This is a genomic window from Companilactobacillus paralimentarius DSM 13238 = JCM 10415 (genome assembly GCF_001434985.1).
GTDB classification, from domain to species: Bacteria; Bacillota; Bacilli; order Lactobacillales; family Lactobacillaceae; genus Companilactobacillus; species Companilactobacillus paralimentarius.
Map to the genome: position 1 here is coordinate 1 of NZ_AZES01000131.1, position 12,452 is coordinate 12,452.

The 12,452-nt window shown below is 35.1% G+C and carries 10 protein-coding genes; 8 read left to right on the top strand and 2 right to left on the bottom strand.

Going from position 1 to position 12,452, the window contains the following annotated elements; all coding sequences use genetic code 11:
* Window positions 1–72 precede the first annotated feature (72 nt).
* The gene (locus FD33_RS10740; protein WP_056955968.1) at window positions 73–609 is read right to left on the bottom strand and encodes a 3'-5' exonuclease; all 537 of its coding nucleotides are present in this window, start codon (window positions 607–609) and stop codon (window positions 73–75) included.
* Window positions 610–621: 12 nt separating this feature from the next.
* The gene (locus FD33_RS10745) at window positions 622–1,374 is read right to left on the bottom strand and encodes an exodeoxyribonuclease III (protein ID WP_025085865.1); all 753 of its coding nucleotides are present in this window, start codon (window positions 1,372–1,374) and stop codon (window positions 622–624) included.
* A gap of 112 nt (window positions 1,375–1,486) precedes the next feature.
* Between FD33_RS10745 and murB the strand changes: the two genes are divergently transcribed.
* The 8 genes from murB (at window position 1,487) to FD33_RS10785 (ending at window position 12,188) form a co-directional block, all read left to right on the top strand.
* On the top strand, window positions 1,487–2,386 hold the full coding sequence (gene murB / locus FD33_RS10750) for a UDP-N-acetylmuramate dehydrogenase (RefSeq protein ID WP_025085864.1): 900 nt from the start codon (window positions 1,487–1,489) through the stop codon (window positions 2,384–2,386).
* A gap of 20 nt (window positions 2,387–2,406) precedes the next feature.
* Complete coding sequence (locus FD33_RS10755) at window positions 2,407–4,530, top strand: Na+/H+ antiporter (RefSeq protein WP_025085863.1); 2,124 nt, start codon at window positions 2,407–2,409, stop codon at window positions 4,528–4,530.
* A gap of 76 nt (window positions 4,531–4,606) precedes the next feature.
* Entirely contained in the window at window positions 4,607–5,464 is an 858-nt protein-coding gene (gene cdaA / locus FD33_RS10760; protein WP_056955969.1) for a diadenylate cyclase CdaA, read from the top strand.
* The gene (locus FD33_RS10765) at window positions 5,448–6,533 is read left to right on the top strand and encodes a CdaR family protein (RefSeq protein WP_025085862.1); all 1,086 of its coding nucleotides are present in this window, start codon (window positions 5,448–5,450) and stop codon (window positions 6,531–6,533) included. Before cdaA ends, FD33_RS10765 begins: the two co-directional genes overlap by 17 nt.
* A 20-nt stretch (window positions 6,534–6,553) precedes the next feature.
* Entirely contained in the window at window positions 6,554–7,906 is a 1,353-nt protein-coding gene (glmM, locus tag FD33_RS10770; RefSeq protein ID WP_025085861.1) for a phosphoglucosamine mutase, read from the top strand.
* A gap of 269 nt (window positions 7,907–8,175) precedes the next feature.
* A complete protein-coding gene (glmS, locus tag FD33_RS10775; RefSeq protein ID WP_056955970.1) occupies window positions 8,176–9,987 on the top strand; it encodes a glutamine--fructose-6-phosphate transaminase (isomerizing) in 1,812 nt (603 codons plus the stop codon).
* Between the two features lie 81 nt (window positions 9,988–10,068).
* The gene (locus tag FD33_RS10780; protein WP_025085860.1) at window positions 10,069–11,664 is read left to right on the top strand and encodes an APC family permease; all 1,596 of its coding nucleotides are present in this window, start codon (window positions 10,069–10,071) and stop codon (window positions 11,662–11,664) included.
* 5 nt (window positions 11,665–11,669) lie between these two features.
* Window positions 11,670–12,188, top strand: coding sequence for a VanZ family protein (locus tag FD33_RS10785; RefSeq protein ID WP_025085859.1), 519 nt, complete (start codon window positions 11,670–11,672; stop codon window positions 12,186–12,188).
* Window positions 12,189–12,452 lie beyond the last annotated feature (264 nt).

The window sequence follows — 12,452 nt, forward strand, 5'->3', positions numbered from 1 at the left end:
ATGGTCTAACTGTTAACTTGAACCGCCATCAACTTGATTTGACGAACAGCCATTAATTATGTCGAAGATGGTTTAGCTAGTGAGCTTGACCATCTTTTTTATTTGTTCAGTTCCAAATTGCTGTTCAGTTTTAACAAGGATTTCGGCACAAGCCACACTATCGGCTAGAGCGTTATGATGGTTACGCAAATCAATATTCAAACGTTCGGAAACGGTATTCAGCTTGTGATTAGGAAAATCTGGGAAAAATTTACGACTGGTGCGTAAAGTATCAATCGTTAAATACTTGGGTACTACAATTCCATAATTGACTAAAGTTTTCTTTAAAACACTATTATCAAAACTAGCGTTATGGGCGGCAACCAAATGGCTACTATCAAATAAAGGTTGAATATGTGTCCAAACTTGATCGAAAGTAGGAGCATCTTGAACGTCTTCGGGTCTAATGTGATGTATTTGAATATTACGAGGACTGAAATATTGTTGAGGATTTATTAGTGTATAAAAATTATCAACAATTTGATCGTTACGGACAAGTACCAAAGCTAAAGAACAAGCGCTATCGCGGCTTCCATTGGCAGTCTCAAAATCCATAGAAACAAAATTCATAAGTTAAACTCCTTATATATCTAAGTCTAATTCAATAGGGCAGTGATCTGAACCATAAATATCAGTGTGAATGTCGGCGGCCTTTAACATTTTTTTACCATTATCAGATAGGACAAAGTAATCAATTCTCCAACCGGCATTATTTTTACGAGCATTGAAACGATAACTCCACCATGAATACTTAACGTCATCAGGATGTAAAGTTCTGAAAGTATCAATGAAGCCACTATTTAATAATTCTGTAAATTTGGCTCTTTCTTCGTCAGAGAAACCGGGATTTTTATGATTGGTTTTGTCATTCTTAATATCAATTTCTTCATGAGCAACATTGAGATCACCGCATAGAATAACTGGTTTATCAACTGATAACTTTTGCATATATTCTCTTAAAGCATCGTCATAACGCATACGGTAATCCAGACGTTTGAGCTTTTGTTGAGAATTAGGGGTGTAACTATTGATTAGGTAAAAATCTTTAAACTCTAGAGTTAAAGTTCGACCTTCATCGTCAAACTCATCAATTCCTAAACCTTGGTGAACGTTCAAAGGCTCTTCCTTGGTGAAAACGGCGGTGCCAGAATACCCCTTTCTTTTAGCATAGAAAAAGTACTGGTGGTATCCGGATAGATCGAGATCAATTTGACCTTCTTGTAATTTAGTTTCTTGGATGCTGAAGATATCGGCATCTAATTCTTCGAAAGTTTTAACAAAGTCTTTTTTGACTACAGCACGTAAACCGTTTACATTCCAAGATATAAGTTTCATAAAATCACCTCGGCACAATTATAGCATTATTGTAATGTTTGTTAGTTCGTTATGTATCTGAGTATGTGATAAAATTATATGTAAGTCTATGCAATATGAAGGATGATGAATATTGAATTTTCCAGTTGATGAATTACCTAATATTGAATTTAAAATAAATGAACCACTCAGTAAGTATACGTTCACTAAAACGGGAGGAAATGCTGATGTTTTGGCATTTCCTAAAACTCGTGATGAATTAGTGAAAATTGTCGATACTGCTAGGGTCAATGATGTGCATATTACCATTATCGGTAATGCCAGCAATTTGATCATAAAAGATGGTGGAATTAGAGGAATTGTAATTATTTTACCTAATTTCCATAAAATCACAGTATCTGATACTAAAGTTACTGCCGAAGCTGGTGCAACGATTATTAATACAACGATAGCTGCACAAAAGGCTGGTTTAACTGGCATTGAATTTGCTGCTGGTATTCCAGGTAGTGTCGGTGGAGCAGTCTTTATGAATGCCGGTGCCTATGGTGGTGAGATCAAAGATGTCTTTGAATCTGCTGAAGTATTATTACCTGATGGTCATATCACAACTATTAACCATGAACAAATGGACTTCTCATATCGTCACAGTATAGTTCAGGACAATGGTGGAATTGTAATTAGTGCAACTTTTGCATTGAAACGCGGTAAAAAGGAAGTTATTCAGGAAGAAATGGATCGTTTGAACGAATTAAGAAGATCAAAACAACCTCTTGAATATCCTTCTTGTGGAAGTGTCTTCAAACGTCCAAAGGGTCATTTCACAGGTCCCTTGATTATCAAGGCTGGCTTACAAGGTAAGATTGTTGGCGGAGCCCAAGTTTCTATGAAACATGCTGGCTTTATTGTAAACATTAAACATGCCACAGCAACTGATTATATGAATTTGATTCATCTGATTCAAAAGACTGTAAAAGAAAAGTTTGATGTCGAACTTCATACTGAAGTTAGAATTATTGGTGAAGACGAAAAATAAAAAAATGGTAGGTGTTGTCTGTGGAAATAATTGAATCAATTATTTTGATTCTCTCTTTATTAATTATTGCCAATATTGTAAGTCACTATTTTGTATCGATTCCACCCAGTTTGTTACAAATTGCGGCAGGTATCTTGGCGGCTCTATTTATGCATGTGAAGATTTATGTTGATACTGAATGGTTCTTACTGGCGTTTATTGCACCAATTCTATTTAATGATGGAAATAATTTTCCCAAAAGAGAGCTCTGGAAATTAAAGGGTCCTATTTTAGGAAATGCGATTATCTTAGTTATTTTGTCTACGGTTATTGGAGGAGTGTTTGTAAAATGGCTCATTCCTCAATTGCCTTGGGCAACGGCATTTACATTAGTAGCAGTTTTGTCACCAACTGATCCGATTGCGGTTGAATCCATTGCTAAAAAGGCTCATATTCCGGACAAATTGATGCATTTGATCAACGGAGAAAGTCTGATTAATGATGCATCTGGCTTGATTTGTTTTAAATACGGAGTCGCTGCAACAGTGACAGGAGTCTTTTCACTAAAAAGTGCAACAATAGATTTTTTTCATATATCAATTATCGGTGCTTTGGTTGGTGCTGTAATGATTTGGATTTTCAATGGAATAAGATTATATCTGATTAATCAAGGTGTTGATGATTCTATTTTGCATGCGATTATTCAGATTATCATTCCATTTATTATTTACTATGTGGCCGAAGATGTTTTTGATGTTTCAGGTGTTGTAGCAGTCGTTATAGCGGGTATTTTGAATATTTCTTCTGGTAGAAATATTAGTAACTTTACTCCCGAAATTAGATTGGTTACTTCCCGAACCTGGGATTTAGTTGTTTATGTGCTTAATGGTATTGTCTTCGTCCTTTTGGGAATCGAAATTCCCTTTGCAATGGAGGAGTTAGTTCATAACGATAATATCAACACTTTTGGGGCTACATTGCTAGCCTTTATAATTTGGATAATGTTAGTTGTCATTCGGTTCCTTTGGAGTTATATCTATTCGACATTTTCCAATAATGGGGATGGCAAGATAGTTTTATGGTCAAAAACCAGATTTGACGACTGTTTGATGTCAGGTATTTCTGGTGTTCGTGGTGCCGTTACAATGGTTGGTGCGTTGTCAATTCCAATGACAATCAAGGGTGGAGCTGCTTTTCCATCTAGAACACTTCTACTATTTATCGCTAGTGCCGTTATTATTTTCAGTTTGTTGGGGGCCACATTGCTGATTCCTATTTTGACTAAAAATAGTGCGCCAGTTGCTTATCGTGGTAGCACACTTACCTCAGAAAATGAGGATGATGAAAGTGATGAAGATAGTGATGAAACACCGATAGAATTGACAGAATTTGAGGCTAACCGTGTCATTTTAGAAAAGACGGTCAAAAAATTACGTTCAGAAATGGATGATGGTGATACGGCAGTTTATTCATCTGTTATTGCTGAATATTTATACGATGTGCGTAATCTAGGTATTCAATCGCGCAATCAGGTTAAAACGAGTCAAATCAGTAAACATCGAGTTCGTGGTAAAAAAGATGCTGAATTATGGGATATCTCTTTTAACTGTGAATTAGAAGCAATTGATGAATTATATGATAATCACGAGATATCTGATGAATCGTATGATTTAGCAATAAAGAAGATTGCTCGTTATAAGAAGGAAATTGTTCATCGTCGTTCTAACCAGACGGTTGAATTTTTCTATAATTACTTCCGTAGAACTTATTTGCAGATTAAGCATTTGATTTATCGTTCTGTAAATTCGGATGATATTCAGCAGATTAATCAAGATTCGATTAAAATTTCCATTGCTGGTGCTAAGAATGCATTAAAGAAATTACAGGAATTGAATCAGTCAGACTCAGATGATATTGATGATGATTTGATCTATATTTTCCAACGTCATTACGAAGATCGCCTGGAATTATTACAAGGGAAGTATCGTGGACGTTCACCTCAGTTTAATAGTGAGCGTATGAATCTTGAAATAAAGGCTTTGAGTTATCGTCGAGCCTTTGTACAAGATATGTTGGAACAGGGAAAAATCAGTAAAACTACGGCTAATGAATTGCGTAAGAATATTAATTATAGTGAAGAAGTTATTAGTATTGGTGTAGATTAAAAACATAAAATATGGTGAACTTTTATAATTTTTATTGTTTGTTATAATTAGTTCGAACTACTAAGGAGCTATAAAAATGAATTTTATACCAAGCAATATTTTTACATGGCAGAATTTGGCTAACTTGGTTGATATCTTGGTAGTCTGGTATTTTTTGTATAAAGTTCTGTCGATGTTACGAGGCACCAAAGCTGTTCAGTTATTAAAGGGAATAATAATTATTTTTGGTATTAAGCTCATTAGTTGGGCTTTAAACCTACATACTGTTTCTTATTTGATGGATCAGCTGATCAACTGGGGGATTATTGTTATTGTGATAATCTTTCAGCCTGAAATTCGTCGTGGCTTGGAACATTTAGGTCGATTGCCATTCTTTAGTTCGACTAGTAATGAAGAAGGTAAGACAAAGAACCACTTGATTGAGAGTCTTGATCAGGCCATTCAGTACATGAGTAAACGTCGTATTGGTGCGTTGATTACTTTGGAAATGAACACTGGCTTGGAAGAGTACGTTGAGACCGGAATTGATTTGGATGCTGAAGTTACTGGAGCGTTGTTGATCAATATTTTCATTCCGAATACGCCACTGCATGATGGGGCAGTTATTGTACGAAATAATCGGATTTCTGTAGCTGCTGCCTATTTACCTCTGTCAGAGAGTAATACTATTCCTAAAGAATTAGGAACAAGACACCGTGCGGCTGTCGGTATCAGTGAAGTAACTGATGCGATAACAATTGTTGTCTCTGAAGAAACTGGTGGCGTGATGATTACTCGAAATGGTCATATGATGCTTGACTTGTCTCGGGATGATTATCTAAAGTATCTCCAAGCTCAATTGAAAGATCCTAATGAAAATGGAACTCATTCTATTTTAGGATTTTTGAAATTAAGTCGAAAGAAGAAGGAGAGACAAGATGAAAAAGATAATTAACAGTAATTATTTTTATGCATTTATATCTCTCTGTTGTGCCTTATGGTTATTTTTCTTCGTAAGTACACCCGGTGTGGGTTCGACAAGAGATTCTAATCAATCAAGTACATCTACGGTAACCAAGAAGGCTACAATTACTGTGCCATTGCAGTTACAGGCAGATGTTGACAAGTATTACATAACTGGATATCCTGAAAAAGTTAAAATGACGATTGAAGGTCCAGCAGCACTAGTCACAGCAACAAAAAATACACAGAACTTTAATTTGTATTTGAATTTAAGAGACCTTTCCATTGGCCAACATCGAGTTCAAATTAAAGAGACTGGGTTAAATAGTGAATTGACATACAGTATTAAGCCTAAGTATGTCACGGTTAATATTCAAAAACGTGTAACAAAGAGATTTGCGGTGGATGTTGATTACAATAAGGATTCGTTAGCAAGTGGTTATGAGACGGGAACAATCGAAGAGTCTCCAGATACTGTTACTGTAACAGGTGCAGCTTCTGAAATTGCTAAAATCGATAAGGTAGTTGTTAAACCCAATTTGCCTAAGGGAATAAAATCTACATTTGATCAAGAAGTTTTAGTGCAAGCTCTCGATAAAAATGGTAAAACAGTAAATGTTACATTAGATCCACAAACAATTCATGTGAAAATTCCTATTTCGATTCAAAGTAAGCAAGTAAGTGTTAATTTGAAGCAAAAAGGAAGTTCATCGGATACGAGTTATACGTTTGAATCTGATGTTAAAAATATTAGAGTTTTCGGTACCAAAGATCAAATCAGCGCCATTGATGACTCAATCGATGTACCGGTTGATGTTTCAGACGTAAATAGTAGTAGCACAAAGAAGACAATCAATTTAAGTGATGTTTTAGGTGATAAAGTCACTTTTACTGATCCAACTACTATTAGTGTGACGATTAATCGTGCCAGTTCTAGTGCGTTGTCTAGTACGACAGGAAATACTACTACATCAACTAGTTCGGATTCCAAGAGTAATACTAGTAGCGACACAAGTTCATCAAGCACTAATTCAACAAATGACAATAATGATAGCGAATAAACGCTGGGGGTAAATTTTTCATGACAAAATATTTTGGAACAGACGGAGTAAGAGGTATTGCGAATAAGGAGCTAAGTCCTGAATTAGCTTTTAAATTAGGTAGATGTGGTGGTTATGTTTTAACACAACATTCAGATAACGAAAACGCACATCCACGTGTTTTGGTTGCTAGAGATACACGTATTTCTGGTCAAATGCTACAAACTAGTCTAATTTCAGGCTTGCTTTCAGTTGGTATTGAAGTTTTAAATTTGGATGTCATTACAACACCTGCTGTTGCATATCTTGTTCGTGCCGTTTCAGCTGATGCCGGTATTATGATTTCAGCTTCACATAATCCTGCTGAAGATAATGGTATTAAATTCTTTGGGTCAGATGGTTACAAGTTGCCAGATGATGTTGAAGAGGAGATTGAAGAACTATTAGACGCTAAAGAAGACACTTTACCAAGACCTTCTGCTGAAGGCTTAGGTAGTGTTTCTGATTATCCAGAAGGTGCTCAAAAGTATCTACAATTCTTGAAACAAACTCTTTCTGATGATCTTAGTGGCATGAAGATTGTACTTGATACTGCTAATGGTTCAACAAGTCGTTTAGCAAGTACACTTTTTGCTGATTTAAATGTAGACTTTGATATCATGGCTTCACATCCAGATGGAATCAATATCAACAAGAATGTTGGTTCAACTCATCCAGAACAATTGGCTCAACGTGTTAAAGAATCAGATGCTGTAGCCGGATTAGCTTTTGATGGTGACGGAGATCGTTGTATTGCTGTCGATGCTGATGGTAATATTGTTGATGGTGATAAAATTATGTTCATTCTTGGTAAATATTTGCATGATGGTGGACGTTTAAAGAAAGATACAATTGTAACTACTGTTATGAGTAATATTGGTTTGTACAAGGCTATTGAAGCAAATGGAATGCATTCTGTACAAACGGCTGTTGGTGATCGTCACGTTGTTGAAGAGATTCGTGAGAACAATTACAACATTGGTGGTGAACAATCAGGACATGTTGTTTTGTATGAATATATGAATACTGGTGATGGTATGCTTACAGGTACACATCTACTTCATGTTATGAAGGAAACTGGTAAGAGCTTAGCTGAATTAGCTGCCCCTGTAAAAGTTTATCCACAAAAGCTTGTTAATGTTCCTGTAGCTGACAAGAATTCATGGGACAAGCATCAAGCAATTCTTGACGTTATTAAAACAGTTGAAGATGAGATGGATGGAGACGGTCGTGTATTAGTTCGTCCTAGTGGTACACAAGCTTTGCTTCGTGTTATGTGTGAAGCTTCAACTGAAGAAAAGGTCAACGAATACTGTGACCAAATCGTTGAAGTTGTCAAAAATGAATTAAGCTAATATAATACAGATAAAGAAATTTTAAAAAAGAGAAGTTGAGGGAATTAACCCTTGATTTCTCTTTTTTTATTGGTCTATATAATATATACCAATATCTATAATCGGTACATACCACCTATACCATTTATAATAAATATTAAAGTTTTCTTGACATAATGACAATAGATTAGTATTCTAGTCATTGTCGCAAGGTGATAGGCACATTTTTAAATGACCTATACCATTTATAATAAATTAAACTATACCAATTTAGAAAGGCTATAATTATTATGTGTGGAATTGTCGGAGTAATTGGAAATAATAATACAACTGATATTTTATTAAATGGATTGGAAAAACTTGAATATCGTGGCTATGATTCAGCTGGTATTTACGTTAATAATCAAGCAGGTAAAGACTTCTTAGTTAAAGAGGTTGGTAAAATAAGTGAATTAGAGAATGCCGTTACGAGTGATGTCCAAGGCCTAGCTGGAATCGGACATACTAGATGGGCAACACACGGAAAGCCAACAATTGAAAATGCTCATCCTCATTTCTCAGAAGATAACCGTTTTTATCTAGTACATAATGGTGTTATTACTAACTACACTGAATTGAAAAAAGAGTATTTATCTGACTTCAAATTTGAAAGTCAAACAGATACTGAAGTAGCCGTACAATTAATCGACTATTTTGCTAAAAAAGGTATGGACGGTGAAGCAGCCTTTCGTAAAGCACTTAGCTTAATCGAGGGTTCATATGCTTTTGCTATGATTGATAAAGAAGAACCAGATCGTATTTTTGTTGCTAAAAATAAGAGTCCACTTCTAATTGGATTAGGTGATGGTTTCAATGTTATTTGTTCAGATGCCATGGCCATGCTTGATCAAACTCATAAATTTGTTGAAATTCATGATGGTGAAGTTGTTATCTTGAAAAAAGATGCAGTTGAAATTAGTAAGATCGATGGTACTAAGGTTCAAAGAGATCCTTATACTGTAAATATTGATGAAAATGATATTTCTAAGGGTACATATGATCACTATATGTTGAAAGAAATTGATGAACAACCAAATGTTATGAGAAAGATTTCAAAAAATTATATCAATGATGATGGTTCTTTAAATGTTGAACAAGATTTATTGGATGAAATCAAACAAGCTGATCGTTTGTATATTGTCGCTGCTGGAACTAGCTATCATGCTGGATTAGTTGGTCGCAATATTTTTGAAAAGGTTGCCGATGTACCAGTAGACGTTGAATTGGGTAGTGAATTTGGCTATCATATGCCAAAACTTTCTAAGAAACCATTCTTTATCTTTTTATCACAAAGTGGTGAAACCGCCGATAGTCGTCAAGTACTAGTTAAAGTTAATGAGATGAAGTTTCCAAGTTTAACAATGACAAACGTAGCTAACTCGACCCTTTCTAGAGAGGCTACTTATACAATGGAATTGTTGGCTGGGCCAGAAATTGCGGTTGCTTCTACTAAAGCTTACACAGCTCAAATTGCGGTTGAAGCTGTCTTGGCTAAAGCATTAGGTGAAGCTAAGGATCTTCAAATTGCTAAAGAATTTAATTTGAAAGAACAGTTAGCATTAGCTGCCAATGGCATTCAAACTATTGTTGATGAAAAAGATAAAATCAAAGAATTAACGGCCGATTACTTAACAAACAAATCTGATGCTTTCTACATTGGTAGAGGTGTTGATTACGCCTTATCTCTTGAAGCTGCCCTTAAATTGAAGGAAATTTCTTATATTCACGCTGAAGGTTTTGCGGCTGGAGAATTAAAGCACGGAACTATTGCATTGATTGAGAAAGATACACCTGTCTTTGCTTACGTGAATGACGGAATTGGAGCTAGCCATACTCGTGGTAATATTCAAGAAGTTGAGGCTCGTGGAGCACATGTTTTGGTAATAGCTAGTCAAAAATATTCTGAGGCAGGGGATCAAATTATTATTCCTGAAATTGATGAATTGATTTCGCCAATCATCAGTATCGTACCAGCCCAACTGATTGCTTACTATGCAAGTTTGGCACGTGGTAATGATGTTGATAAACCTCGTAACCTTGCAAAAAGTGTAACAGTAGAGTAGCCTAAATTTACATAATGGATATATAATAGTCTTCGTAATGAAGGCTATTTTTTGTTATAAAAATTATAGATTGGTGGTTTTATGAGGAATAAAAAATTAAATTTGTTCTCAACAGTAATGTTTGGGCTAAGTGCGATTATTGGTTCAGGTTGGATGTTTGGATCTAGTCAGGCAGCACAAATAGCCGGTCCAGCAGCGATTATTGCGTGGATTGTGGGAGCAGTTTTAGTAGCAATGATTGCAATGGTTTACGTCGAAATTGGGACGATGTTTCCGGAAGAGGGAGCTATGAGTCGATTTACGATGTACACTCATGGTTCGTTGTTAGGACATATTTTCTCATGGGCTAATTGGATTTCATTATTAGCCATTTTACCGATTGAAGCTGTGGCCTCGGTTCAGTATATGAGTACTTGGCCATGGGAGTGGGCTAATTGGACGCACGGATTTATGAAGGGCGGACAACTTAGCCTCCAGGGAATTATGATGGCAACAGTCATGTTATTTATTTTTACAATTATTAATTATTGGTCAGTTACAATTATGGCTAAATTTAATAATTTTATCTCTGTATTAAAAGTGGTTGTACCGATTATTACAATGATTGTATTGGTTACAGCTCATTTTGATTTCAATAATATGGGGAGTTCATTCAGTGAATTCATGCCTAATGGTACTTCATCAATTTTTGTGGCAATTGGTAGTGCCGGAATTATTTATTCATATGTAGCTTTTCAAACAGTTATTAATTTGAGCAATGACATAAAGAAACCGTCAGTTAATATTAGACGAGGAATCATCCTATCATTGTTGATTAGTGCTTTGATCTATATTGCATTACAGATTGTCTTTATTGGAGCTTTGCCACAATCAGTTGTCAGTGGTGGTTGGTCAAAAATCAACTTCAATTCACCATTTGCTGATTTAGCTATCCTATTGAATATCTATTGGTTATCAACTTTAGTTTATTTTACAGCCTTTATTTCACCGGTAGGTAGCGGAATAGCTTTTGCTTCATCTGCAAGCAAGTCATTGTCTTCAATGCCGAAGAATAAGCATTTACCTTTGTTCTTGAGCAATTCGAATAATAAATATAATTCACCACGGATAGCTTTAATGGTCGATTTTGTTGTTAGTTTTATTTTGATTTTACTATTTAAAAATTGGTCATTATTATCACGTGTTGTTGCAGCATCGACGTTGATTTCTTTGTTATCTGGTCCAGTAGTAGCAGGAAGTTTACGTAAAATGGGTCCGGAAATGAGAAGACCAACAAAAATTAAAGGAATGAAAATTCTAGCTCCAGTTGTTTTTGATTTAATTAGTTTGGCAATTTATTGGGCTATGTTCCCAACCACGGTTGAAGTTATCGTAATCATTATTGTTGGATTACCAATTTATTTTGTTTATGATTATCGTCGTGGATTTAAAGAATTTAAGCAGAAATTGTACGCCAGTCTCTGGTTGATAGTTCATCTGTTTGGTTTGTCAATTATTTCATGGATTGGTGGATCAGATTTTGGTGGAATGAATTTGATTAAGTATCCAATGGACTTCGTTGTTATATTGATTTTCTCAACTGTAATGTATTATTGGGCAACTCATTCATTGTATTATTCTGGTTACTTCGATGATGCTAAGGAAATCAATTCGACTGTTAAGTTGGATAATGATTAGAGTTAATGGATAATAGTTTAAAAACAAAACAAAAGTGGTTCTGGGGACTAGTGGTTGCTATTGAAGCAATTCTTTTTTATAGTTCTTCGATGACTTATAAAGAACAGACATCAGTTCCATTTTTAGAAAAATATTTAGCCGGTAAACCATTTTATAGTGCTTTATCTAAAATTGGGTTTACCTACAGTGGTAAGTATCAATCCGTTGAGAATGATGGCTATTTTAAGTTTGTTGAATTCTTCATTCGAAAAGGAGCTCATTTTGGGATTTACTTGTTGTTAGGAGTTTTCTTATGTCTAGCATTGTACACATACTTCAAAAAGAATTTCATTTTGATGATTTTTATTCCTTGGATGACGGCAACTGGATTAGCAGCTTTCGATGAATTTCATCAGGGGCTAACTTGTGGACGTACGCCATTGGTTGAAGATGTTGTCTTGGATAGTACAGGCGCTTTAGTAGGAATCTTGATACTAGTCCTCGTTTTGTACTTAATTCGTCAACATGAATCCAAAAATAATTAAAACTTATTAACCTGTGTTTTAAGTTCTTTCTTAAACTTGGTTGTAATTAAATACCAACTAATATAGTTGAAATATCTGGTGTTTTAGTATTTGAATATAAAAACTTCAAATCAAAAGAACGGCTTCCATTAAGTATTCAAGATATACCCTTTACTTGAATCTCTTACATAGAGGTCGTTTTTATTTTACAAAATTACGTATTAAACATATTCGAAAATTACAAGAACAAGTTAGCCACTTGTCCAAAAAATAAATACGAAATAT

Excerpts from the sequence above, each read along its gene's own strand:
- FD33_RS10765 (WP_025085862.1), top strand. The coding sequence starts at position 5,448 with ATGAAAAAGATAATTAACAGTAATTATTTTTATGCATTTATATCTCTC.
- FD33_RS10740 (WP_056955968.1), bottom strand. The coding sequence starts at position 609 with ATGAATTTTGTTTCTATGGATTTTGAGACTGCCAATGGAAGCCGCGAT.
- FD33_RS10785 (WP_025085859.1), top strand. The coding sequence starts at position 11,670 with ATGGATAATAGTTTAAAAACAAAACAAAAGTGGTTCTGGGGACTAGTG.
- glmM (WP_025085861.1), top strand. The coding sequence starts at position 6,554 with ATGACAAAATATTTTGGAACAGACGGAGTAAGAGGTATTGCGAATAAG.
- cdaA (WP_056955969.1), top strand. The coding sequence starts at position 4,607 with ATGAATTTTATACCAAGCAATATTTTTACATGGCAGAATTTGGCTAAC.
- glmS (WP_056955970.1), top strand. The coding sequence starts at position 8,176 with ATGTGTGGAATTGTCGGAGTAATTGGAAATAATAATACAACTGATATT.
- FD33_RS10745 (WP_025085865.1), bottom strand. The coding sequence starts at position 1,374 with ATGAAACTTATATCTTGGAATGTAAACGGTTTACGTGCTGTAGTCAAA.
- FD33_RS10780 (WP_025085860.1), top strand. The coding sequence starts at position 10,069 with ATGAGGAATAAAAAATTAAATTTGTTCTCAACAGTAATGTTTGGGCTA.